This is a genomic window from Leisingera aquaemixtae, assembly GCF_001458395.1.
In the GTDB taxonomy this organism is placed as follows: domain Bacteria; phylum Pseudomonadota; class Alphaproteobacteria; order Rhodobacterales; family Rhodobacteraceae; genus Leisingera; species Leisingera aquaemixtae.
This window is the reverse complement of the sequence record NZ_CYSR01000022.1, coordinates 97690-119145: the sequence shown is the minus strand read 5'-3', so window position 1 is coordinate 119145 and position 21456 is coordinate 97690. Positions and strand designations below refer to the sequence as shown.

Genomic DNA, 21456 nt, shown 5'->3' with positions numbered 1-21456 from the left:
GGCTTGACCGCGATTTGTCAAATGGGAGGACAACATGAACAAATGGACCCTGACCCGCCGCGCAGCGCTGGCGGCAACAGCGGCAGCACTGGCGTTCGCCACCCCGTCCTGGGCCGGCGAGCAGGTGGCCGACAGCATCCACTTCCTGATCCCCGGCGGCGCAGGCGGCGGCTGGGACGGCACCGCCCGTGGCACCGGCGAAGCGCTGACGGAGGCCGGGCTGGTGGGCAAGGTGTCTTACGAAAACATGTCCGGCGGCGGCGGCGGCAAGGCGATCGGCTACCTGATCGAAAACGCCGCCAGCAACCACGGCACGCTGATGGTGAATTCCACCCCGATCGTGATCCGCTCGCTCACCGGTGTGTTCCCGCAGAACTTCCGCGATCTGACCCTGGTGGCGGGCACCATCGGCGACTATGCGGCCATCGTGGTGGGCAAGGACAGCCCGATCAATTCGATGGAGGACCTGCTGGCCGCCTACAGGGCCGACCCGCGCGGCACTGCGGTGGGCGGCGGCTCGGTGCCGGGCGGCATGGACCACCTGGTTGCGGCCATGGTGATGGAGGCCGCGGGCGAAGACCCGACGGCGTTCAAATACATCCCCTATGACGCCGGCGGCAAGGCGATGGCCGCACTGCTGTCGGGCGAGATCGCCGCGCTCAGCACCGGGTTTTCCGAAGCCATCGACCTGGCCAATGCCGGCGAAGTCAAAATCATCGGCGTCACGGCCGATGCCCGCGTGGACAGCTATCCCGATGCGCCGACGATGAAGGAACAGGGGCTCGACACCACCTTCGTCAACTGGCGCGGTTTTTTCGGGGCCCCCGGCCTGCCTGAGGACAAGCTGGCGGCCTATCAGGACGCGCTCGCAAAGATGTACGACACCCCGGAATGGGAAGAGGTCCGCGCCCGCAACGGCTGGGTCAACATCCACAATTCGGGCGATGATTTCCGCGCCTTCCTGGAGGACCAGGAACAGGCCATCGGCGACCTGATGAAAAAGCTCGGCTTCCTCTGACCCCGGGTAACACGCGGGGGCTTTGCCCCCGCACCCCCAGGATATTTCCAGCCAGAAGAAGCCTGCCCCTGCACAGCCGCTCACAGAGTGCCGGTTCCGCCCCCCGGCGCCGCACCCTGTGGTCAAAGCGCCGAGCACGGTCCTTCTTCTGGCCGCAAATATCCCGGGGGAGCCGCGCAGCGCGCGGCGGGGGCAGCGCCCCTTTTCCTTAAATGCCTTCACAATACCGGAGGAGAACATGGCACTCGACCGCTGGATTGCCCTGATCATCCTGATGATCTGCCTCGCCTATGGCTATGCGGCCTTCTTCACCATGGACGCCGCACTGCCGCCGTTCATGAAACGCAACCCGGTCTGGCCCAGCACCTTTCCCAAGGTGCTGTCGGTGATGGCCGTTCTGGCGGCGCTCTTTGTGCTGCTGGGGTTTGAAAAAGGCGCTGACGATCCGAAACCGATGGACATCAACTACCGCCGCTTGACGGAGTACAAGCTGGGCCAGGCGCTGGCGCTGCTGGGGCTGATGGCGGCCTACGCGCTGCTGCTGCGGCCCGCGGGCTTCCTGCCTGCCACCGTGGGCTTTCTGACTGCCGGCGCCTGGGTGCTGGGCGAGCGCAAGCTGCACATCCTGCTGCCGGTCACGGCCGGGGCGGCCGGCGTGGTCTGGTATCTGGTGCAGCAGGTGCTTGGGATTTTCCTGAGCCCCTGGCCCGCATTTCTGACAAACGGAGGCTGACATGCTCGAAGGCATCATGGCCGGGCTGGGAACGGCCTTTTCCCTCACCAATCTTCTGATGGTCATCGGCGGCTGCCTGATCGGCACCTTCATCGGCATGCTGCCGGGGCTGGGGCCGATGTCGATCATCGCCATCATGATCCCGGTGGCGATCTCCATCGGCGATCCTTCCGCGGCGCTGATCCTGCTGGCCGGCGTCTACTACGGCGCGATTTTCGGCGGCTCCACCTCCTCGATCCTGATCAACGCGCCCGGCGTCGCCTCCACCGTGGCGACCAGTTTCGACGGCTACCCGCTGGCGCGCCAGGGCAAGGCGGGCAAAGCGCTGACGGTGGCGGCGATTGCGTCCTTCTCGGGCGGCACCATCGGGGCGGTTCTGCTGATGATCTTTGCCCCGGCGCTGGCGACCGTAGCGCTGCTGTTCCATTCGGCCGAGTATTTCGCGCTGATGGTGGTGGGGCTGTCGGCAATTGCCGCCTTCGCCGGATCCGGCCAGGTCGGCAAGGCGCTGCTGATGACGCTTCTGGGGCTGATCATGGCGACGGTGGGCGAAGGCGCGCTGTTCAACATGCCGCGCTTTACCATGGGCATCATGGACCTGCAGTCGGGCTTTGGCTTCATCACCCTGGCGATGGCGATGTTCGCCCTGCCCGAAGCGATGTATCTGGTGCTGGATCCCTCCCGCTCCAGCTCCGGCAGCGGCAGCGGCGAGATCAAGGACCTGCGTATCACCAAGGCTGAGGCCAAGGCCATCGCCCCGGTGATCGGGCGCCAATCGATCCAGGGTTTTCTGATCGGCGTGCTGCCCGGCGCGGGCGCCACCATCGCGTCCTTCCTCGGCTACGCAGTGGAGCGCAACATTGCCCCGAAGGAGGAGCAGGAGCAGTTCGGCAAGGGCTCTCTCAAAGGCCTCGCCGCACCGGAAAGCGCCAACAACGCCGCCTGCACCGGCTCCTTTGTGCCGCTCCTGACGCTGGGTATCCCCGGCTCCGGCACCACCGCGATCCTGCTGGGGGCGCTGATTGCGCTGAACGTCTCGCCCGGGCCGCGGCTGATGGTGGACGAGCCGCAGATCTTCTGGGCGGTGATCATCTCGATGTACCTCGGCAACCTGATCCTCCTGATCCTGAACCTGCCGCTGATCCCCTATATCGCCAAGGTGCTGGCGGTGCCGCGCAACTACCTGATCCCCTTCATCCTGTTCTTCACGCTGATGGGGGCCTACATCGGCCAGAATAACGCCACCGAGCTGCTGATCCTGGTCGGCCTCGGGATCTGCGCGACAGTGCTGCGGTTTGCGGACTACCCGCTGGCGCCGCTGCTGATCGGGTTCATCCTGGGGCGGATGCTGGAGGACAACTTTGCCCGCTCGATGCAGCTTTATGACGGGCTGGGGTTCATCCTGGAACGGCCGATGACCCTTGGCCTGCTGGGCCTGGCCCTGATCCTGGTGGTTCTGCCCAGCTACCGCGCCCGGCGCGCCCGGCTGCGGGCCGGAGGTGCCGCCGACGCGGACTGATCCCAGGCGGGACAGTCCCCTGCCTGCCCCCCGGCTGCGCGGGCAGGCAGGACAGGGCGGTGATCAGGCCCCCGTGACGGGGGCCTGAACCGGATGATGCCGTTACGCTGCCCCTTGCAGCTCATGCAGCGGACCGAATTGCGAGACTGGCGACAAATAGAACGCGGCCAGATCCTGGTTCACCGCGGGGTCGCAGGCCATCAGAAACGACCGGTACTCCCGCCCGTCGTCCTCGCACATATAGCGGGCCGCCTCCCTGCGCACGGAGTACCCGAACCGCCTCAGCAGCAGCCCCAGGCTGCGCGGCGACAGCGACATCATTTCCGAGGCGCCAAGGCTGAAGGCCGCCTGGCACAGGCCCGCGACGACCAGCTTGGTCTCGATGGACGGCTGCGCGGTGTCCGCCAGGGTTTCATCCATGACAAAGCGGGTGCATTCCCAGGTCCGCCCGGTCTCCGGGTAGGCGCTCAGCAGGCCGCCCGGGATGCCCTGGATCTTGCCGTCCCTGGCATCCTTCAGCATGTAGCTCCAATAGCCGTCGCTGCCGCCGCAGGACGCGGCCCGCGCCCCGGCGACAACCCGGCTGCCCTGCGTGACAATCGAATAGACGGCCCCCGGCCGGTCGTACTGGTCCTGCTCGAAGGTTCCGTCGTGGTCCAGACCCCAGCCCAGTTCATCCACCAGCTTCTGCTTGCGCAGGGCAAGAAAGCCCTGATACGCCGCATTAAAACCGGACCGCTGTTCGAAAGAAAAAATATGTAGATGCATGACGCTCTCCTTATTGCAGCGCCATGATCGAAGGGTCTTAGCCGTTTGAAATCCTGAAGTGTCAGATCAGTCCGAATTTTATTACTTGTGATATAAGCTGAGCGCTTGTTTTTGCGTCCAAAGCTTGCATCGCCGTCCGCCGCCGCGCCCTGACCGTTTCCAGTTTGACGCCCAAATTCTCCGCGATTTCCTGATCTTTACAGCCATTGCACATCATCCGCAGCACATCCTTAACGGGAGCCGTGAGCGTGATGGACTGCGACGGCTCATACTCCAAAGCGTGCAAGGCATAGAGGGCCGCACGGGCAATCCGCAGTTCCTCGTCCCGCCACTTGGGGCCGGAACAGCTGAGAACGGAGACCCGCCCGTCAGCGCTGATCGCCAAAGTGTTGCCGTGAACCAGCCCGTAATTTGCGGCATCCTCGAAAAAGGTTTTTGAAGACGGAAACAGCCGCTCCAGGTCGTTCCAGGTCACCCAGCCGGTGCTGCTCAACCCGAACTGGATGGTCGGGTCCACAAGCAGGTAGGCCTGATCGACATAGCGGTCCACCCAGCGCTGCGCATAGGTGCTGTGGACAAACACCGGCTCGACCCCGTCAAAGCCCACACCAATGGAGTAGCCGCTCTCCGAGATATTATCCAACGACCTTAAAAGAATGCCGCGAATATCACTTCTCATATTGTAATCCACACGCATAGTATGCAACCAAATGTTACGATACCGCAAAAAGCGATTATCACAAATGATAAATTTTAGGCCTGGACTCGACTATGCAAAAAGAGGAAATCACCGCGGCGACCCTGGAAGCGCTGCTGCGCACGGTCGCCAAGGCCAACCAGGAAAAGCCCCGCCAAGGAACCCGCCTGTTTGAACGTATTGTGGAAAGGATCGAATCAGCGCGCGCGGGCGCTGCTGATGAGCCGGTTAACTAGTTTCGCGTCGTCTTCGGTAAGATCCGCTGCCTTGTCCAGAACACTGCGGTCATCCGCATTCGGCTCATCTGAGAACAGATAAGCCATATCGATATTTGCGACCTCGCAAATCCGGATAATCCGGGCAACGGTGGGATTGAAGCGGCCATTCAGCACCTTGCTGACGTATTCTGGGTTGTTGCCCGCCGCCTCGGACACCTCATCATAGTCCAGCCCCCGGATGTCCAGCGCCTGACGCAGGCGCTGCCGCCAAAGCTCTACCCCCTCATCCGCAGAGAGTCGCGTTTTATCTTCGTGTCTAGTCATGCCCAGAACCATACACGGAACTATAGTTCCTGCAAATAGAATTATACATCTATACTTCACTCATCCAGAGCAGGTATTTAAAAAGCGGGCGGCAGATTCCGATTTACACCTGCCCGCTGATAGAACTATATTTCTACCGCACCGAAGCGCCGGAGGACGCGATGACATTCAGCACCCCATATGCCCGGCGCAGCGGGCAGCACGGCCCGGCCATCCTGAAGACGGCTGCCGGCCCCGCCGGCCGCGGCACGCTGCCCGGCCATTTGCTGATAACGCTTGGAGGTTTTTTCACATGAACGCCAGCAGTGCGCCCCTTCCTGAAACGCAGGCGGAACGCATTCGGGCCGTGATCGCGGCAGCCCAGGACTATGCCCAGGCACGCGAAGCCTTTGATGCGGCCTCCGAAGGGCTGGAGCGCGCGCACCGCCAGAACTGCAGCACTGCCGGCCAGGACCTGGAAGAGCTTGACGCCGCCGCCGATGCCATCGGCAGAACCCAGGCGCAGGTCGCCGACCTGATCGCAACGCTGGTGACCGACGGCTCGCTGGAAACGCTCAGCAGGCTTCTGGCGGCCGAAGCCGCCCTGCCCGGCACGCCCAAGGGCAACGGCGCCTAGACCCCGCCGTCAGAGCCGCCCGCCCGGCCCCGGCGCGGTAGCGGGCGGGACGTGCGGCCGCCCCGTTACGGCAGCAGCGCCAGCCGCTTCAGGAACTGCGATTTCACCGCCTCCGCGTCCACCGTCATGCAGACCTTCACCGGGTCGCGCCCGCTCTGTGGCGCGGCCAGCGTGGCACCGGAGGTCTCCCCCTCGCAGGAAACCTCAAGCGGCACATCGCGCATCCCGAACAGCTCCGGATGGGTGCAGGCGATCACCGCCGCCGGGTCATGCAGCGAGCAGCCGTTCTTGCCCGCAACCTCGTGATAGAACTTGAGGTAGAAGTAAGACATCTCCTGCAGCATGCCGCCCAGCTCCGGCGACCTGGCCGCGATGGCCTCGAAATCCTCGGCCAGGCAAAGAATGCGGTGGGTGACGTCCAGCCCCACAAACACCACCTTGGCCCCGCCCTGGCAGACCACGTCCGCGGCGTGCGGGTCGTGATAGATATTGGCCTCTGCGTGCGGCGTGATATTGCCGCCCTCCTCCAGCGAGCCGCCCATCACCACGATGGATTTGACGTTCTGGATGAACTCCGGGTCGCGCTGCATGGCCAGGGCGATATTGGTCAGCGGGCCGATCGGACAGACTACCAGCTCGCCCTTGTGCTCGCGCGCCATGCGGCACAGGAACGCCGCGGCGTCCTCCTCCAGCGGTTTGCCCTTGGGCTCCGCCGCCGGAATGTCGCCAAAGCCTTCGTCCCCGTGCACATGCGACGAGGGGTTGAACGGCGGCAGCACCAGCGGCACGGTCGCGCCTGCGGCCACCGGCACATCCAGTTCCGCCGCTTCCAGAAGGCGCAGCGCGTTGCGGGTGGCCGTTGCCGTGGTCACATTGCCGAAGATCGTGGTCAGCCCCAAGAGGTCGATGTCCGGCGCCGCGGCGGCATAGAAGATCGCCATCGCATCGTCGATGCCCGGATCGGTGTCGATAATCAGTTTCACCATCTGTCTGCCCCTTGGCTCACTTGAACTTGTCCATCAGCTTTTCCAGCGGCGAGCGGGTGTCCGGCGCCGTCTCCCCCCTGGCCGCATTCTCCGCCTTCGCCTCTGCCTTGGGCTTGGTGGTAGAGCTGCGCGGCGGCGCCACCCTCAAGGCAACTGCATTCATGAACTTGCCGCCATCGCCCTTCGCCAGCTCTGCCGCACCGTCGGAGATGCCGCGCATCAGATCGTCCAGCCAGCCCTCATCCGCCTTGGGGAAGTCGCGCAGCACATAGCCCGCGACCGCGTCCTTGTGGCCCGGATGGCCGATCCCCAGCCGCACCCGGGCGTAGTCGGCGCCGATGTGCGAATGGATGGAGCGCAGGCCGTTATGGCCGGCATGGCCGCCGCCCTGTTTCATCCGCGCCTTGCCCGGCGCCAGGTCCAGCTCGTCATGCAGCACCACCACATCAGCCGGCGTCAGCTTGTAAAACCGCATCGCCTCACCCACCGATTGGCCGGAGAGGTTCATGAAGGTCTGCGGCTTCAAGAGCAGCACCTTCACACCGCCCAAGACCCCCTCGCTGATCAGCGCCTGGAACTTGGATTTCCAGGGACTGAACCCATGATCCGACGCGATCTGGTCCAGCGCCATGAAGCCGATGTTATGGCGGTTGCGCTCATACTTCGGGCCGGGATTGCCAAGGCCGACAAAGAGTTTCATGGGTTCTGCCCGCTTGCGTTTCAAGGAAACCGAGTGATGCCCTATTTGGGCCGCGGAATCCAGAGGCCGGCGCCCTCAGGCAAAGGCCCGGTCCGCCGCAAATGGCGACAGATCGACATTGGGCTGGCGGCCTTCCGCCAGATCCGCGATCAGCCGCCCGGTGATGCCGCTCAGGGTCAGTCCGATGTGCTGATGGCCAAAGGCATAAAGCAGCCGGTCCGATTGCGGGCTGGGCCCGATGACCGGCAGCGAATCCGGCAGCGTCGGGCGGAAGCCCAGCCACTCGCTGTCCGGCTCCGGCAGCGGCCCCAGCATCTCGGCCCCCTTGCGGGCGATATAGGCCAGCCGGCGCTGGTTCGCAGGCGCATCCAGCGATGCAATCTCCACCGTGCCGGTCAGGCGCAGGCCCTGGGCATGGGGCACCGCGTAAAATCCCGCCTCGCCCCAGCCCACAGGCCGCGTCACCCTGTGCGCCTCGCCTCCATACATCAGGTGATAGCCGCGCTCGGTGCCCAGCGGCAGCTTGTCCGTGCCCGCCCCTTTGATGCGTTTCGAGAAAGCCCCGCTGGCGATCACCGCCCGCCCCGCCGTCAGGCTTTGACCGTCCGCCAGCAGCTCCACTCCGTTGTCGGAGGTCCTGATCGCTTCCACCGACGCCCGCAGCGTGGTGCCGCCCAGTTCGGTGAAGGCCCGGTGCATCCGGGTGATCAGCTCCTGCGGGTCGCGCAAGTGCCGCGCGGCGTGGAAATGCACCGCGCGCTTGACGGGCAGGCGCAAGCCCGGCTCCATCTCCAGCGCTTCCTCCGCACCGACCTCGCGCCAGGGCACCCCCAGCGCGCGGCGCTGCTCCAGGTCCGCGGTGGCCGCTTGGGCCGCCGATGCGGTGGACCACACCGACAGCTGGCCGCGCGCCACCACCAGATCCTGGGCGCCGGCCGCCTCGATCAGCGGATTGATCCCGGCATCGGCGTGGGCCAGCAGATCCGCCAGATGCCCCGCGATCCGGCGCGAGGGCGCGGCGCGGCAATTGGCCAGAAAGGACAGCATCCAGCGCGGATTGCGCAGCGCATGGGCATAAGACAGCGACAGCGGGCTGTCCTTGGAGAACATCAGGCCGGGCAGTCCCGTCAGCACCGACGGGTCGTTCACCGGCAGGCAGGCATAGGTCGCGAGCGTGCAGGCATTGCCATAGCTGGCGCCCGATCCCGGCGGGTTCGGATCCGCCAGCAGCACCCGGTGCCCGCGCATCTGCGCCCACAGTGCGCAGCTCATGCCGACCGCGCCCGCGCCCGCAACGGCAATATCGTAATCGGCCATGCCCCGCTCCCCTCCGCTCTCTGTCAGACGGAACTGGGGCAGCGGTACCGGGGAAAGTCAATCACTTGCGGAGCGCGCGCCGCGCAAAAGAAAACGGGCCCCCGGATGGGAGCCCGCGAAACCGTTGCCCGGACGGGCGCGGGTCTTATTGTTCGACTTCGGTCGCTTCGACCTCTTCGTCTTCCTCGTCATCGGAAGAGGACAGGCCGCCGGGCGATGCGATGTTGGCAATCACGAAGTCGCGGTCGATGGTCGGCTTGGTGCCTTTCGGCAGCTCGATCGACGAGATGGTGACAACGTCGCCGATGTTCAGGCCTGCCATGTCGACAACCAGCTTCTCGGGGATATCACCGGCGGTCACAACCAGCTCAACCTCGGGGCGGGTCACGTTCAGCATGCCGCCCTTCTTGATGCCAGGGGCCTGGTCTTCGTTGATGAATTCAACCGGGATGTACAGGTTGATCTTCGAGGTGCGGCGCAGGCGCATCAGGTCGAGGTGGGTCGGCAGGTCCTTCACCACGTCGCGCTGAACGTCGCGGCAGATCACGCGCACGTCGTCGTGGCCTTCCACTTTCAGGTTCCACAGAGTGGACTTGAACTGGCCGGCTTTCAGCTTTTTCAGCAGCTCGTTGAACGGAACCTGGATTGCCAGCGGCTCTGCGTCGCCACCGTAAACCACACCCGGAACCATGCCTGCGCGGCGCGCAGCGCGAGCGGCGCCCTTGCCTGTCCCCGCACGTTCCTGGACTACGAGATCAGGAATCTCTTTTGCCATCTTAATTCTCCAATATGTCTGCCGGGGTGCCTCCAAGGCTGTCACCCCGCGTGAAGCCGTGCCTATAGACCCGTTCAGCCATTTTGGAAAGGGGTTTCCTGCCGCCGCAGCCCTTGCAAACAGGGCTGCGGCCGCTTTTCGAGGGACTCAGATCGACTTCAGATACTCCAGCAAGGCCGTTTTGTCCGCCGCGGACAGGCTGGTGCCATAATCGTGGCCGCAGCGGCTGTTGCCCGAATCAAGCTGATCGCAGCCGGTGGTCTCGATCACCTGGTCAAAGGCGGTCTGCTCCGCCGCCATGCCCACCGCCTCGATATCGTAGGCCGGGCCGGGCTTGAAGGACGCTGGGCGGTCTGCGGGCGCGGTCAGCAGATCGCGCAGCGTCGGCACCGACCCGTTGTGCAGATAAGGCGCCGCGGCCCAGATCCCGTCCAGCACCCGGGCCTCGTATTTGCAGCCCGGCTCTGCCGCGGATTTGAGCATCCCTGCATTGTCGCCCGTCGGGAAGGCCTTGCGCAGGTCTTCGAACTCCGAGAGCGCATCGCGGTCGTCTTCGTTGCCCGGCGTCGCCTCTGCGGCCTTGGCGGTCGCCACAAAATCCTCACCGAAGGCCCCCAGCGAATGCTGCACGATGGCGCCGATCACCGACACCGCCAGCACGTCGAACGCCTTGGCCTCTGCGCCCAGCGTGGTGCCGGTCAGCGGGATCGACGCCCCCTCCAGCACGCCGGTCTTGACCGTGCGGGTCAGCACCCCGCATTCCCGCGTGTCGGTGCCCGCATCCAGGATCGGCGTCTCCCAGGTGGTGTGGAAGATCGAGCGGAACTTGCCTTTCTTCTTGCCATGGCAGGCCACGCAGCCGCCCTCTGCCGCGGTCCGGTTGAACACCGCCTCGCCCTGGGCGGCCAGATCATGGTCCAGCTCCCACGGCCACTGCGGCGCGCCGATGTCCCAGATCCATTCCTCCAGCGCCTTCAGCCCGCCCCAGTTGGCCGAGTTCTGCGAGATGTAGTCCCGGTTGAACAGCACCCCGGACTGCGGCTGCGGATGGAATTCGGCAAAGACGCCATAGACCTCGCCCAGGTTGCGCGACAGCCCCAGCAGATCGTTGCCGTTGGCGGAGAACCCAGGCCATTGGGTGAAGTCCTGCCGCGCCGCGTTCCACAGGAACGGGTAGCGGGTGGGCGCATCGGCCACCGCGATGTTTTCCGGAATCAGATGGTCGTCCGCCGGGTCGCCGAGATCCAGCCCCGCCAGCCGGTTGAAGATCATCGACACCGCATCCAGCCGCGCAGGCCCCCAGGCCGGGTCCGGCAGCGAGCGGCTGATCAGGGTGTGGAAGCGGTTGCTCCAGACCTCCACTTCTGCCTTCAGCGCGTTGCGTTCGGACTCCGAAGCACCGCTGCCCAGCACCTTGTCCGCAAAGGCGTCAAACGCCGCATCCTCTGCCAGCACGGCCAGCACCGCATCGTCCAGATCCTTCAGGAAGCTCTGGAAATCGACGATGCCGGGGCCGCCGTCGATCCTGTAGGCGGTGCCGCTGACTTCGATCTGGCGGGTGTGGCAGGCGGGACAGGGCATGCCCACCGCCATATCCGCGCCGCTGCCATTGGTGGTGAAGCCCGCAGGAAGGTCCGCCTCCTGCCGCCCGGTCATCGGCAGGTAGCCATAACGCGCCAGCGCATCGTGCAGGAATGCCTCGCCGTCCGGCAGGGCCAGCGCCCGCATCCAGCCAAGCGGCATGATGCGGGCGCCCTGGTCCTGGGTGTAGAACTGCTGGCGCAGGCTGGGCGTCCAATCGCTGCCCTGATTGACATAAACCGTCTGCGCCGCTGCCGGCGCGGCCATGGCTGCCGCGCCAATCGCGCAGGTTGCTATCAACGTCCTCATCAAATCCTCCGGATACAAAATTAACAACCCATGGTTGCGCTTCTGCGGGAGGCTTGGACAGGGAAATCTCCGTTCGTTTGTCTTTATTGTGCTGGCTTCACGGTTGCCAGCGGCCGCCAAAGTCCTCCGGGATCAGCAGGTTGTGGCGCCCCAGCCCCTCGACCGAGCGTTCGCCGCACAGCGCCATGGTGGTGTCCAGTTCCTTGCGGATCACCTCCAGCGCCGCGGTGACGCCCTTTTGGCCCATCGCGCCCAGGCCGTAGACAAAGGCGCGCCCGATCATGGTGCCCTTGGCCCCCAGCGCCAGCGCCTTCAGCACGTCCTGGCCGGAGCGGATGCCGCTGTCCAGATGCACCTCGACGTCATTGCCGACCGCATCCATGATCTCCGGCAGCATCCGGATCGAGCTCAGCGCGCCGTCCAGCTGCCGCCCGCCATGGTTGGAGACCACGATGGCATCGGCCCCCAGCTTGGCCGCCATGCGCGCGTCCTCCGCGTCGAGGATCCCCTTCAGGATCACCTTGCCGCCCCACATCTCCATCAGCTTTTCGACCTTGCCCCAGTCCAGCGCCGGGTCGAACTGCTCTGCTGTCCAGACGCCCAACTGCGAGGTGTCGGAGACGCCGTGCACATGGCCCACGATATTGCCGAAGTTGCGCCGCTTGGCGCCCAGCATCTCGATACCCCAGGCCCATTTGGTCATCAGATTGGCAATGGTCCTGGGCGTCAGTTTGGGCGGCGCCGACAGTCCGTTCTTCAGATCCTTGTGGCGCTGGCCGAGGATCTGCAAATCCAGCGTGATCACCAGGGCGGAGCATCCGGCATCCTTGGCGCGCTGGATCAGGCGGCGGATATAGTCCTCGTCCTTCATGGTATAAAGCTGGAACCAAAACGGTTTGGAGGTCGCCTCCGCCACCTCCTCGATCGAGTTGATCGACATGGTGGAGAGCGTGAACGGCACCCCGAAGTCCTCGGCCGCTTTCGCCGCCTTGATCTCGCCATCGGCGTGCTGCATCCCCGTCAGCCCCACCGGGGCCAGCGCCACCGGCATCGCCACATCCTGGCCGATCATCCGGCTGGCGGTTGTCCGCCCGGACATATCCACCGCCACCCGCTGGCGCAGGCGGATCTTCTCGAAATCAGAGGTGTTCTCGCGGAAGGTCTGTTCGGTCCAGCTGCCGCTTTCGGCATAGTCATAGAACATCCGCGGCACGCGGCGTTCATAGATGCGCTTCAGGTCGTTGATATTGGTGATCACCGGCACCGGACTGTCTCCCGCTTTCGTTTGGTAAAGTTTTCTTACCAATCCAGCCCAACAAAAGCAACGCCGCCTTTGCCGCACCCCTTGAGACGCAAAAACCGCGCCAAAGGGCGCGGTTTGTTCAACTATTGGCGCATCTCGCATCTGGACCGCCCGGCGGCACCGCCGGGCAGCGCCCGACCCTCCCCACGGGAGGGCGCTTCGCACCCACCCAGGCTCGGGCGCTGCCCTAGGTGTCTTATTCGCCTGGACCCTCAGCCCTTATGCGCGCCGTCCGCAAGCGACTTCACGAACGCCAGCACTTCCTCCGGGGACTTGCCTGCGCCGATCTGGCTGACGATGGCACTGCCCACCACCGCGCCGTCAGAGATCGAGGCGATGTTCTGCGCCTTCTCCGGCGTGTTGATGCCAAAGCCCACGATGATCGGCAGATCAGTCGCCGCCTTGATGCGCGCGACCTCGGGGCCGACGTCGCCGGCCTCGGCCTCAGCGGCGCCGGTGATGCCGGTGATCGAGACGTAATAGACAAAACCGGAGGTGTTCTGCAGCACCTTGGGCAGGCGCGCGTCGTCAGTGGTCGGGGTCGCCAGGCGGATGAAGTTCAGCCCCGCCTTCTGCGCCGGGATGCACAGCTCTTCGTCCTCTTCCGGCGGCAGGTCCACCACGATCAGCCCGTCGATGCCCGCGGCCTTGGCGTCCTCCAGGAACTTGTCCACGCCGCGGTTATAAATCGGGTTGTAATAGCCCATCAGCACGATCGGGGTGGTGTCGTCGCCCTTGCGGAAGTCGGCTGCCAGCTGCAGCGTCTTCTCCAGCGTCATGCCGCTGTCCAGCGCGCGCTGCCCGGCCAGCTGAATGGTCGGGCCGTCGGCCATCGGATCGGTGAACGGCAGGCCCAGCTCGATGATGTCCACGCCCGCGCCCGGCAGCCCCTTCACCATCTCCAGAGAGGTCTCGTAGTCCGGATCCCCTGCCATCACATAGGTGACAAAGGCTTTCTTTCCGGCGGCGTTCAATTCGGCGAATTTGGCATCAATGCGGGTCATGGGCGGGCCTTGCTTTCAGGTTTCCGCTCCGGTGTGCCGAATGTTGCGCGGGAAATCAATCCCGCGCCGTGTGCCGGCCCGTGCGGCCCGCAAGAAGGCCCCGGCTCAGCCGCCCAGTGGAATGTGCCAGCGCAGCGTCACCGAGTTCACGCCGGGGTTATCATCCGCGGTCGAGGCGTTGGATTTGTGGCTGAACGCCAGCGATACCGCCTTGCCGTTCTGGAACCGCTTGCCCACCGCCACCAGGGTGCGGATTTCAAAGGCAGAGCCCAGGTCGTTGGCATCGGAGCTTTCGTGGTAGGCGCCGGGCATCAAGCTGGACTCGATGAACCAGTCATTGTTCAGATCAAACACGCCGCTGATGCCGACGCCGGCAAACACTTCGCCGGTCTCCTGCACCTCCAGCGCGGCGCCGAAGCGCGCCGACAGCCGCCCGCGCTCGTGGAACGGCGCATGCAGGTAGTCCACTGCGAACATTGCGCCGTCTTCCGCCGCATCCCGGTGATAGTCGGAATACCCCAGCCCCAGCGTCACCTCCTGGGCAGCCGCGGGCAAGACCATGGCAGCCGACAACGCTGCCGCCAGCAAAGCTGTCTGTTTCATTTCGAGCCCCTCGCAGAATTATTTATTTTGCTTAAAGATATTTTATTGCAGTGGTTTTCCAAGCCACCTCACGAAAAAGCAATATGAGGGCTTGCTGTGCAGAGCCGCACAGAAGCCGATTGTGGCGCTTTTGCCAGCCATACTTGGCTTGCGCGCCCGGCCAATGCTGCCTAGAAGCAGCTCCCAAATGGCATCAGGAGGCCGAAATGGGCTTTAAAATGGGAATCGTCGGCCTGCCCAACGTGGGCAAGTCGACGCTGTTCAACGCGCTGACCAAAACCGCCTCGGCGCAGGCGGCCAACTTTCCGTTCTGCACCATCGAGCCCAACGTGGGCGAGGTTGCGGTGCCGGACGCACGGCTGGACAAGCTGGCGGAGATCGCCAAGTCGAAACAGATCATCCCGACCCGGATGACCTTTGTCGATATTGCGGGCCTGGTGAAGGGTGCGTCGAAGGGCGAGGGCCTGGGCAACCAGTTCCTGGCCAACATCCGCGAAACAGATGCCATTGCCCATGTGCTGCGCTGCTTTGAAGACGGCGACGTGACCCATGTGGACGGCCGCGTCGATCCGGTGGCCGACGCCGAGGTGATCGAGACCGAGCTGATGCTGGCCGATCTGGAAAGCATCGAGAAGCGCCGCGCCAACCTGGTGCGCAAGCTGAAGGGCAACGACAAGGAGGCCCAGCAGCAGGACCGCCTGCTGGCCGCCGCCCAGGCGATGCTGGAAGACGGCAAGCCCGCCCGCCTGGTCGAGGTCGACGCCGAGGACGCCAAGGCCTGGAAGATGCTGCAGCTCTTGACCACCAAACCGGTGCTCTATGTCTGCAACGTGGGCGAGTCGGAATCGGTCGAGGGCAACGCCCATTCCGCCAAGGTGGCCGAGATGGCCGCGGCGCAGGGCAATGCCCACGTGATCATCTCTGCCCAGATCGAGGAAGAGATCAGCCAGTTGGACCCGGAAGAGGCCCAGATGTTCCTGGAGGAGATGGGCCTCAGCGAAGCCGGTCTCGACCGGCTGATCCGCGCAGGCTACGACCTTTTGCACCTGGAAACCTACTTCACAGTCGGCCCCAAGGAAGCGCGCGCCTGGACCATCCGCCAGGGCACTGCCGCGCCGCAGGCGGCGGGCGTTATCCACGGCGACTTCGAGAAGGGCTTTATCCGGGCCGAAACCATCGCCTATGACGACTTTGTCGCCATGGGCGGCGAACAGGGCGCCAAGGAAGCCGGCAAGATGCGCGCCGAAGGCAAAAGCTATGTCGTCAAGGACGGCGACGTGCTGCACTTCCTGTTCAACACCTGATCTGCAGCGTCCGCTGGATTGTCAGCCGCCCGTCAGCCCCGCTGGCGGGCGGTTTGCTTTTCGCGCCCGCCTGCGGCAAGGCTGCAGGAGCGCGACCGCTGCCGCCGGAAATCCCGGGACGGGCGGCGCAAACGCGCTACAGTTACTTGTGCATGCAGCGAGGGCGGGTCACCCATGGAAAAAGAAGAGAGCATCAACGTACTGGGCAGCCCGCTGGCGCCTTGTTCCACTGCCCCGGTGACCGGCTTTTTCCGCGACGGCCATTGCAACACCTGTGCCGAGGATCACGGCAGCCACACCGTCTGCGTGGTGACCACGGCGGAGTTTCTGGCCTTCAGCAAATATGTCGGCAACGACCTGTCCACGCCGCGGCCGGAGTTCGGCTTTGCGGGCCTGCAGCCCGGCGACTGCTGGTGCCTGTGTGCCGCCCGCTTCCTGCAGGCCGCGGACGAGGGCTGCGCGCCCCAGGTAAATCTTGAGGCAACCCACATGCGGGCACTGGACATCGTGCCGCTGAGCATTCTGAAAAGCTACGCCGCCGATCCGGCCTGATCCGCCCCCAGCGAAGGAGACTGCCCATGCTGCGCTTACTGGCCCTTCTCGCCGCACTCAGCCCCGCTGCGGCAACCGCCCAGCCCCATTGCAACGGCCAGACCCAAATCGACGCCAATTTCTGCGCGATGGAGAAATGGGAGATCGCCGACAGGGAGCTGAACCGGCTGTGGAGCCAGGTGAAGCCGGCCGCCGATGCCCGCGGCACCGGACAGGCGCTGCTGGCAGAGCAGCGCGCCTGGCTGAAACGGCGCGACGCCACTTGCGAGCCGGAGCAGGCCTCCGGCGGCAGCGCGGCGCCGATGTTCTATTGGGATTGCATGGAGCAGGAGACCCTGCGGCGCAATCAGGTGCTGCGGGCACTGCAGTAGCCCGGCACAAGAAAGGCCCCGGAAATCCCGGGGCCTTTTGCGTGAAGCAGAGGCGGTAGGACGCCTGCCTTATTCCTCGAAGGTGCGCCCTTCTTCGGTGTCGGACATGTCAAAGCCCAGGTGCTTGGCGACGGTGAAGACGTCCTTGTCGCCGCGGCCGCACATGTTCATCACGATGATGTGGTCCTTGGGCAGGTCCGGCGCGATCTTGGTCACATGGGCCAGCGCATGGGAGGGCTCCAGCGCCGGGATGATGCCTTCGGTGCGGCAGCTGAGCTGGAACGCCTCCAGCGCTTCCTTGTCGGTGATCGACACATACTGCGCGCGCCCGGTGTCATGCAGCCAGGAATGCTCCGGCCCGATGCCCGGGTAATCCAGGCCCGCGGAGATCGAGAAGCCTTCCTGGATCTGGCCGTCCTCGTCCTGCAGCAGATACGTGCGGTTGCCGTGCAGCACGCCGGGGCGGCCGCCCGTGAGGGACGCGCAATGCTGCATCCGGTCATCGACGCCCTTGCCGCCGGCCTCAACCCCGATGATGTTCACCGAAGGGTCGTCCAGGAACGGGTAGAACAGGCCGATGGCGTTGGAGCCGCCGCCGATTGCGGCGATCACGGTGTCCGGCAGGCGGCCTTCGCCTTCCTGCTCGGCCAGCTGCCAGCGGACTTCCTTGCCGATGATCGACTGGAAATCGCGCACCATCGCCGGATAGGGGTGCGGGCCGGCCGCGGTGCCGATGCAATAGAAGGTGTCGCGCACATTGGTCACCCAGTCGCGCAGCGCGTCGTTCATCGCGTCCTTCAGCGTGCCGCGGCCAGAGGTCACCGGGATCACCTCAGCCCCCAGCAGGCGCATGCGGAACACGTTCGGCGCCTGGCGCTTCACGTCGTGCGCGCCCATGTAGACGATGCACTTCAGCCCGAACTTGGCGCAGACGGTGGCGGTGGCGACCCCGTGCTGGCCCGCGCCGGTTTCGGCGATGATCCGGGTCTTGCCCATGCGCCGCGCCAGCAGGATCTGGCCCAGCACGTTGTTCACCTTATGCGCGCCGGTGTGGTTCAGCTCGTCGCGCTTCATATAGATCTTGGCGCCGCCCAGCTCAGCGCTCAGGCGCTCGGCATGGTACAGCGGGCTGGGACGTCCGACATAGTGTTTCCACAGATTGTCCATCTCGGCCCAGAAGGAGGGATCATCCTTGGCCTTGTTGTATTCTTCCTCAAGGCTCAGGATCAGCGGCATCAGGGTTTCCGAGACGAAACGCCCGCCGAAGATGCCAAAGCGGCCCTGTTCGTCCGGACCGTTCATGAAGCTGTTGAAAAGATCGTCGGCCATGGTTCTTCCCTCACTTTCGCAGCGCCCGCCATGACTATAGCGCAGCCGCGCCTTGGTAAAGGGAGATTGCGCAAGCGGGCGCATCCGGCCAGGGCCCCTGCCCTGCCGATGTGTTCCTGTTCTGCTGTGCCGGCTGCCTGTCCTGAAGTGCGGACGGATAAGGATGGCGGCGCCGCCAAAGGGCGGAGGCGGGACGGGAGGGTTTCTCCCGCACGCTGAACGTTGTCTCTGCGTGCCCTTGCCAAAGGGCCCTGTTCCAAGGTGCCGGGGGTGTCAGGCCCGGCGGTGACCGCGATCAGGGGGACTATGGCATCTGACGCCTAAGATCCGGTGAGGACGGCGTCCGCAGGGGGCGCAACACCCTGAACGGTGCGCTGCGGGGCAGCGGCGGCGCAGTGAGTATTGATGGAAAGATAAAAGCGCGGGCGCGGTGTTTCATCTTTCCCCAAATACTCAAAATCCGCCCCGGCAGCCTCCGCGCCGCCCGCGGCGGTGCGCTGCCCTCAGCCGCGGGCGGCGCGGGTGAAGGCTTCGATCAGGCCCGCATCTTTTTCGCCGGGGGCGCTTTCGACGCCGGAGGAGACATCGACCTGCCGGGCGCCGGTCATGCGGATCGCCTCGGCCACGTTTTCAGGCGTCAGGCCGCCGGCCAGCATCCAGGGTTTCTGCCAGTATTTGCGCCCGGCCAGCAGCCGCCAGTCAAAGGCAAGGCCGTTGCCGCCGGGCAGCTCTGCCTCCTTCGGCGGCTTGGCGTCGATCAGGAGCTGGTCTGCCACCTGTTCGTAAAGCGCGATCTGCGGCAGGTCCCCGGCATCGGCAATGCCCACCGCCTTCATCACCGGCAGGCCGTAGCGGCTGCGCACTTCGGCCACCCGCTCCGGGGTTTCGCGCCCGTGAAGCTGCAGCATGTCGAGCGGCACGGCGCGGGTGATGGCGTCCAGTTCGGCGTCGCCGGCATTCACCGTCAGCGCCACCTTGCAGAGGCCAACGGGCGCTTCGACCGCCAGCGCGGCGGCCTGTTCGATGCTGACGTTGCGGGGCGACTTCGCAAAGAAGACAAACCCTGCATAGGCAGCGCCCGCCGCGGCAACGGCGGCCACATCCTGCGGGGTGCTGAGCCCGCAGATCTTGACCCGGATGTCCGTCATGACCGGCTCAGCCTGCGTCTTCGAGGAGCGCCAGGACTTCGTCCTTGCCTTCGTTCTTCTGCTTTTTCAGCCGCTTCACTTCGCGGTTCAGCTTGCGGGCTTCGCGGGCCTTTTCGGCCGCTTCGCGGCGGTGCTTGTGCTCGCGGATCCATTCCCACAGGAAGCCAAGCACCAGCCCGGCGCCGACCCCGCCGAGAACCACCGCAAAAAGCGGCAGCGAAATGCCCGGGTTGAAGCCGAACAGCTCACCCAGCGCCTCGGGCATCAGTTTGAGCTCAACAAAACTCCGGTTGGCAAGGCACACCGACACCAGCACGATGGCCAGAGATCCCAGAACCGCATAGCGAATGTAACGCATCAGGCTTTCCCGTTCAGGCGGTCCCTCAAGAGTTTACCCGTCTTGAAGAACGGCACATGTTTTTCCTCGACATGGACGGTTTCACCGGTGCGGGGATTGCGGCCGACCCGCGAGTCCCGTTTCTTGACCGAGAAAGCACCGAAACCGCGCAGCTCCACCCGGTCGCCCCGGGCCATCGCGTTGGTCACTTCCTCAAACACCGTGTTCACGATCCTCTCCACATCCCGCTGATACAGGTGCGGGTTTTCGTCTGCAATCTTCTGAATCAACTCAGAGCGGATCATGATCTGTTTTCCTCCCAGGATGCCGTGATGTTTTGGCTATTGTTCTGAGAGTATAGGAAAAATTCCATCGCGGGGGAACAAAATGACGCATGCAGGACGGGAAAACTGGCAAGAGTTCACCCGCTTTCCAGCCTGCCGGGCCCGGATCGGGCGCCGCCGCCCGGCGCTGCATCGCGGCATCCGTGGTCCGGATGCCGCGGCGGTCCCGGTTGATTCGCGCCCCTCAGGCCGCCCGGCAGCGGCGCTAGTGGCAGGGCTGGCCCTGATGGCCGGCGCCCGCGGCGTCCGCAGGACGCCAGGCCGCGGAGGGCGGGGCGGACCGGTCGCCGCCTTCCCGGAGCGGCGGGCGCAGGCGCCACGCCGGGTTCAGCCACACGGTGGCGGCCGCAGCCTCCCCGGCGGGGATAAGCGGGCCGTTTGCGGCAACGCTCAGATGCGAGGTGTCATGCTGCGCGGTGACCGCCAGGCGGTCCCCCGGCGCTGCGGCCTGCGCTTGGTCCAGCAGGAAGGCCGTGCGCCCCCAGTGGCCGCCGGAGTCCATTCCGTTTGACACCCGGATGCCGGGCGCCAGCTGCATTTCGAAACTGACAAGGACCGCATGAACGGTGCCCGCGGCAGCGCACATGAGGTCCGTTGCGGTGCGTGCGGGGGTGAGGTCCGGATTGGTGAAATCAAACCGGAACAGCTCTGCCGCCGGGCCCAGAGGCCGCAGGCCGCAGGCCGCGAATTCGCCCGGCGTCAGCTGCGCAACGCGGGCAAAGCGGTGAAAGGCGCTCAGGTCGAAGCCTTCCGCCGCCTGCGGGCGCCACTGGTCCAGCAGGCCGCTGCTTTCCACGAGCTGCGCCTTCAGCGTTCCCCATTCCGGAACCGCACGCGCGTCTGGCTTGGCCAGCGCGGACATCGCGTGGGTGAGCGTCGCAAGCGCGCCCTCGCCCAGCAGGACGGTGTCGACGATTTCCGAGATCACAACATCCGCCCGTTCGGGAATATCCGTGCCCACGGCGATGTCGTGCGACCATTTCGGGATCACGGTGATCCGGTCGCTGAGACCGTTGTCCGAGATCACACGGGTTGCGGCCTGGGCGATCAGCGGCTGCTGTTCGCAGGTGTACACATGTTTCGCGCCGGCCCGGGCCGCCAGCATGGCCGTCAGGCCGGCACCGCAGCCGATATCCAGAACCACATCCCCGGGCCGCACCTTGGCGGCGATGGCCTCGGCGTAGGCGCGGTTGCGCGCGGTGTCGGCAAGCATCGGGAAATGCCAGCGGGGCACGAACATCTGGTGCAGCCGCTCCTGCAGCACCTGTGCCTCGTGGTGGCGGGGGTCCAGCGTAAGGGCGTCGTCAAGGATCTGCGAGGTCCGCAGGCCGCCATCGTCCAGAGGTTCGGATTTTGCGCGCTGGACCAGTGTGTCAGCGTGCGGGGCGCCTGCGCCGTGAAAATCCTGCGCAGGGTCAGCCGAGTGTCTTTTCGTCAACTTTTAGTCTTCCCGATTTAAAGCAAATGCCATTGGTTTGCATATTCATCATGCGCCTCTAACAAATGATGAAGGGAAGGCCGGGGCCGGGGCGGCACAGGCCGCGCCAGGACAGTTTTGGCCGGGCCGCCAGGAGCCGGAACAGAAAAAGCCCCGCAGTCG

General features: G+C 65.0%; 24 protein-coding genes. 8 read left to right on the top strand and 16 right to left on the bottom strand.

Annotated features, from left to right (window positions below):
- The first annotated feature begins 34 nt into the window (after nucleotides 1-34).
- From PHA8399_RS11345 to PHA8399_RS11335, 3 genes are all read left to right on the top strand, one after another.
- Entirely contained in the window at nucleotides 35-1018 is a 984-nt protein-coding gene (locus PHA8399_RS11345) for a tripartite tricarboxylate transporter substrate binding protein (RefSeq protein WP_058286259.1), read from the top strand.
- Between the two features lie 238 nt (nucleotides 1019-1256).
- Nucleotides 1257-1751: a tripartite tricarboxylate transporter TctB family protein gene (locus tag PHA8399_RS11340; protein WP_058286258.1), complete on the top strand. Its 495-nt coding sequence runs from the start codon at nucleotides 1257-1259 to the stop codon at nucleotides 1749-1751.
- Nucleotide 1752: 1 nt separating this feature from the next.
- A complete protein-coding gene (locus tag PHA8399_RS11335; protein ID WP_058286257.1) occupies nucleotides 1753-3270 on the top strand; it encodes a tripartite tricarboxylate transporter permease in 1518 nt (505 codons plus the stop codon).
- A gap of 102 nt (nucleotides 3271-3372) precedes the next feature.
- On the opposite strand, the gene PHA8399_RS11330 is transcribed toward PHA8399_RS11335, so the two are convergent.
- Both PHA8399_RS11330 and PHA8399_RS11325 read right to left on the bottom strand, forming a co-directional pair.
- On the bottom strand, nucleotides 3373-4038 hold the full coding sequence (locus PHA8399_RS11330; RefSeq protein ID WP_058286256.1) for an acyl-homoserine-lactone synthase: 666 nt from the start codon (nucleotides 4036-4038) through the stop codon (nucleotides 3373-3375).
- A 61-nt stretch (nucleotides 4039-4099) separates the two neighbouring features.
- Entirely contained in the window at nucleotides 4100-4735 is a 636-nt protein-coding gene (locus PHA8399_RS11325) for a helix-turn-helix transcriptional regulator (RefSeq protein ID WP_082649529.1), read from the bottom strand.
- 74 nt (nucleotides 4736-4809) lie between these two features.
- On the opposite strand from PHA8399_RS11325, the gene PHA8399_RS22560 reads away from it, so the two are divergent.
- Nucleotides 4810-4971 carry a hypothetical protein gene (locus PHA8399_RS22560; protein ID WP_158509262.1) on the top strand — a complete coding sequence of 54 codons (162 nt, stop codon included), beginning with the start codon at nucleotides 4810-4812 and terminating at the stop codon, nucleotides 4969-4971.
- Here PHA8399_RS22560 and PHA8399_RS11320 read toward each other — a convergent pair.
- Nucleotides 4933-5277, bottom strand: coding sequence for a helix-turn-helix domain-containing protein (locus PHA8399_RS11320; protein ID WP_058286413.1), 345 nt, complete (start codon nucleotides 5275-5277; stop codon nucleotides 4933-4935). The genes PHA8399_RS22560 and PHA8399_RS11320 overlap by 39 nt on opposite strands.
- A gap of 292 nt (nucleotides 5278-5569) precedes the next feature.
- Here PHA8399_RS11320 and PHA8399_RS11315 point away from each other — a divergent pair, with 292 nt between their 5' ends.
- A complete protein-coding gene (locus PHA8399_RS11315; RefSeq protein ID WP_058286255.1) occupies nucleotides 5570-5893 on the top strand; it encodes a hypothetical protein in 324 nt (107 codons plus the stop codon).
- A 65-nt stretch (nucleotides 5894-5958) separates the two neighbouring features.
- Here PHA8399_RS11315 and PHA8399_RS11310 read toward each other — a convergent pair whose 3' ends face one another.
- From PHA8399_RS11310 to PHA8399_RS11275, 8 genes are all read right to left on the bottom strand, one after another.
- A complete protein-coding gene (locus tag PHA8399_RS11310; RefSeq protein WP_058286254.1) occupies nucleotides 5959-6879 on the bottom strand; it encodes a nucleoside hydrolase in 921 nt (306 codons plus the stop codon).
- A gap of 16 nt (nucleotides 6880-6895) precedes the next feature.
- Complete coding sequence (gene pth, locus PHA8399_RS11305; RefSeq protein ID WP_058286253.1) at nucleotides 6896-7579, bottom strand: aminoacyl-tRNA hydrolase; 684 nt, start codon at nucleotides 7577-7579, stop codon at nucleotides 6896-6898.
- Between the two features lie 75 nt (nucleotides 7580-7654).
- Complete coding sequence (locus tag PHA8399_RS11300; protein WP_058286252.1) at nucleotides 7655-8896, bottom strand: NAD(P)/FAD-dependent oxidoreductase; 1242 nt, start codon at nucleotides 8894-8896, stop codon at nucleotides 7655-7657.
- Between the two features lie 145 nt (nucleotides 8897-9041).
- Nucleotides 9042-9671, bottom strand: coding sequence for a 50S ribosomal protein L25/general stress protein Ctc (locus tag PHA8399_RS11295; RefSeq protein ID WP_058286251.1), 630 nt, complete (start codon nucleotides 9669-9671; stop codon nucleotides 9042-9044).
- Nucleotides 9672-9818: 147 nt separating this feature from the next.
- On the bottom strand, nucleotides 9819-11561 hold the full coding sequence (locus tag PHA8399_RS11290) for a di-heme-cytochrome C peroxidase (RefSeq protein ID WP_058286250.1): 1743 nt from the start codon (nucleotides 11559-11561) through the stop codon (nucleotides 9819-9821).
- A gap of 97 nt (nucleotides 11562-11658) precedes the next feature.
- Nucleotides 11659-12825 carry an alpha-hydroxy acid oxidase gene (locus PHA8399_RS11285; RefSeq protein ID WP_058286249.1) on the bottom strand — a complete coding sequence of 389 codons (1167 nt, stop codon included), beginning with the start codon at nucleotides 12823-12825 and terminating at the stop codon, nucleotides 11659-11661.
- A gap of 251 nt (nucleotides 12826-13076) precedes the next feature.
- Nucleotides 13077-13868, bottom strand: a complete 792-nt coding sequence (gene trpA, locus PHA8399_RS11280) for a tryptophan synthase subunit alpha (RefSeq protein WP_058286248.1) — start codon at nucleotides 13866-13868, stop codon at nucleotides 13077-13079.
- 105 nt (nucleotides 13869-13973) lie between these two features.
- Entirely contained in the window at nucleotides 13974-14471 is a 498-nt protein-coding gene (locus PHA8399_RS11275; RefSeq protein WP_058286247.1) for an acyloxyacyl hydrolase, read from the bottom strand.
- A 206-nt stretch (nucleotides 14472-14677) separates the two neighbouring features.
- On the opposite strand from PHA8399_RS11275, the gene ychF reads away from it, so the two are divergent.
- The 3 genes from ychF to PHA8399_RS11260 all read left to right on the top strand — a co-directional run bounded on the left by ychF (nucleotide 14678) and on the right by PHA8399_RS11260 (nucleotide 16698).
- Complete coding sequence (ychF, locus tag PHA8399_RS11270) at nucleotides 14678-15775, top strand: redox-regulated ATPase YchF (RefSeq protein WP_058286246.1); 1098 nt, start codon at nucleotides 14678-14680, stop codon at nucleotides 15773-15775.
- Between the two features lie 174 nt (nucleotides 15776-15949).
- Entirely contained in the window at nucleotides 15950-16327 is a 378-nt protein-coding gene (locus tag PHA8399_RS11265; protein WP_058286245.1) for a DUF2237 family protein, read from the top strand.
- Nucleotides 16328-16353: 26 nt separating this feature from the next.
- On the top strand, nucleotides 16354-16698 hold the full coding sequence (locus PHA8399_RS11260; protein ID WP_058286244.1) for a lysozyme inhibitor LprI family protein: 345 nt from the start codon (nucleotides 16354-16356) through the stop codon (nucleotides 16696-16698).
- Between the two features lie 69 nt (nucleotides 16699-16767).
- Here the strand turns inward: PHA8399_RS11260 and trpB are convergent, their stop codons facing one another.
- The 5 genes from trpB to PHA8399_RS11235 form a co-directional block, all read right to left on the bottom strand.
- The gene (gene trpB, locus PHA8399_RS11255) at nucleotides 16768-18027 is read right to left on the bottom strand and encodes a tryptophan synthase subunit beta (RefSeq protein ID WP_058286243.1); all 1260 of its coding nucleotides are present in this window, start codon (nucleotides 18025-18027) and stop codon (nucleotides 16768-16770) included.
- A gap of 503 nt (nucleotides 18028-18530) precedes the next feature.
- Nucleotides 18531-19175, bottom strand: a complete 645-nt coding sequence (locus tag PHA8399_RS11250) for a phosphoribosylanthranilate isomerase (RefSeq protein ID WP_058286242.1) — start codon at nucleotides 19173-19175, stop codon at nucleotides 18531-18533.
- A 7-nt stretch (nucleotides 19176-19182) separates the two neighbouring features.
- Nucleotides 19183-19533 carry a V-type proton ATPase subunit G gene (locus PHA8399_RS11245; RefSeq protein ID WP_008555367.1) on the bottom strand — a complete coding sequence of 117 codons (351 nt, stop codon included), beginning with the start codon at nucleotides 19531-19533 and terminating at the stop codon, nucleotides 19183-19185.
- The gene (ihfB, locus tag PHA8399_RS11240; RefSeq protein ID WP_008557618.1) at nucleotides 19533-19817 is read right to left on the bottom strand and encodes an integration host factor subunit beta; all 285 of its coding nucleotides are present in this window, start codon (nucleotides 19815-19817) and stop codon (nucleotides 19533-19535) included. Before ihfB ends, PHA8399_RS11245 begins: the two co-directional genes overlap by 1 nt.
- A gap of 244 nt (nucleotides 19818-20061) precedes the next feature.
- The gene (locus PHA8399_RS11235; protein ID WP_058286241.1) at nucleotides 20062-21294 is read right to left on the bottom strand and encodes a class I SAM-dependent methyltransferase; all 1233 of its coding nucleotides are present in this window, start codon (nucleotides 21292-21294) and stop codon (nucleotides 20062-20064) included.
- Nucleotides 21295-21456 lie beyond the last annotated feature (162 nt).

Coding starts and splice junctions, on each gene's coding strand:
- PHA8399_RS11345 (WP_058286259.1), top strand. CDS start 35: ATGAACAAATGGACCCTGACCCGCCGCGCAGCGCTGGCGGCAACAGCG.
- PHA8399_RS11340 (WP_058286258.1), top strand. CDS start 1,257: ATGGCACTCGACCGCTGGATTGCCCTGATCATCCTGATGATCTGCCTC.
- PHA8399_RS11335 (WP_058286257.1), top strand. CDS start 1,753: ATGCTCGAAGGCATCATGGCCGGGCTGGGAACGGCCTTTTCCCTCACC.
- PHA8399_RS11330 (WP_058286256.1), bottom strand. CDS start 4,038: ATGCATCTACATATTTTTTCTTTCGAACAGCGGTCCGGTTTTAATGCG.
- PHA8399_RS11325 (WP_082649529.1), bottom strand. CDS start 4,735: ATGCGTGTGGATTACAATATGAGAAGTGATATTCGCGGCATTCTTTTA.
- PHA8399_RS22560 (WP_158509262.1), top strand. CDS start 4,810: ATGCAAAAAGAGGAAATCACCGCGGCGACCCTGGAAGCGCTGCTGCGC.
- PHA8399_RS11320 (WP_058286413.1), bottom strand. CDS start 5,277: ATGACTAGACACGAAGATAAAACGCGACTCTCTGCGGATGAGGGGGTA.
- PHA8399_RS11315 (WP_058286255.1), top strand. CDS start 5,570: ATGAACGCCAGCAGTGCGCCCCTTCCTGAAACGCAGGCGGAACGCATT.
- PHA8399_RS11310 (WP_058286254.1), bottom strand. CDS start 6,879: ATGGTGAAACTGATTATCGACACCGATCCGGGCATCGACGATGCGATG.
- pth (WP_058286253.1), bottom strand. CDS start 7,579: ATGAAACTCTTTGTCGGCCTTGGCAATCCCGGCCCGAAGTATGAGCGC.
- PHA8399_RS11300 (WP_058286252.1), bottom strand. CDS start 8,896: ATGGCCGATTACGATATTGCCGTTGCGGGCGCGGGCGCGGTCGGCATG.
- PHA8399_RS11295 (WP_058286251.1), bottom strand. CDS start 9,671: ATGGCAAAAGAGATTCCTGATCTCGTAGTCCAGGAACGTGCGGGGACA.
- PHA8399_RS11290 (WP_058286250.1), bottom strand. CDS start 11,561: ATGAGGACGTTGATAGCAACCTGCGCGATTGGCGCGGCAGCCATGGCC.
- trpA (WP_058286248.1), bottom strand. CDS start 13,868: ATGACCCGCATTGATGCCAAATTCGCCGAATTGAACGCCGCCGGAAAG.
- PHA8399_RS11275 (WP_058286247.1), bottom strand. CDS start 14,471: ATGAAACAGACAGCTTTGCTGGCGGCAGCGTTGTCGGCTGCCATGGTC.
- ychF (WP_058286246.1), top strand. CDS start 14,678: ATGGGCTTTAAAATGGGAATCGTCGGCCTGCCCAACGTGGGCAAGTCG.
- PHA8399_RS11265 (WP_058286245.1), top strand. CDS start 15,950: ATGGAAAAAGAAGAGAGCATCAACGTACTGGGCAGCCCGCTGGCGCCT.
- PHA8399_RS11260 (WP_058286244.1), top strand. CDS start 16,354: ATGCTGCGCTTACTGGCCCTTCTCGCCGCACTCAGCCCCGCTGCGGCA.
- trpB (WP_058286243.1), bottom strand. CDS start 18,027: ATGGCCGACGATCTTTTCAACAGCTTCATGAACGGTCCGGACGAACAG.
- PHA8399_RS11250 (WP_058286242.1), bottom strand. CDS start 19,175: ATGACGGACATCCGGGTCAAGATCTGCGGGCTCAGCACCCCGCAGGAT.
- PHA8399_RS11245 (WP_008555367.1), bottom strand. CDS start 19,533: ATGCGTTACATTCGCTATGCGGTTCTGGGATCTCTGGCCATCGTGCTG.
- ihfB (WP_008557618.1), bottom strand. CDS start 19,817: ATGATCCGCTCTGAGTTGATTCAGAAGATTGCAGACGAAAACCCGCAC.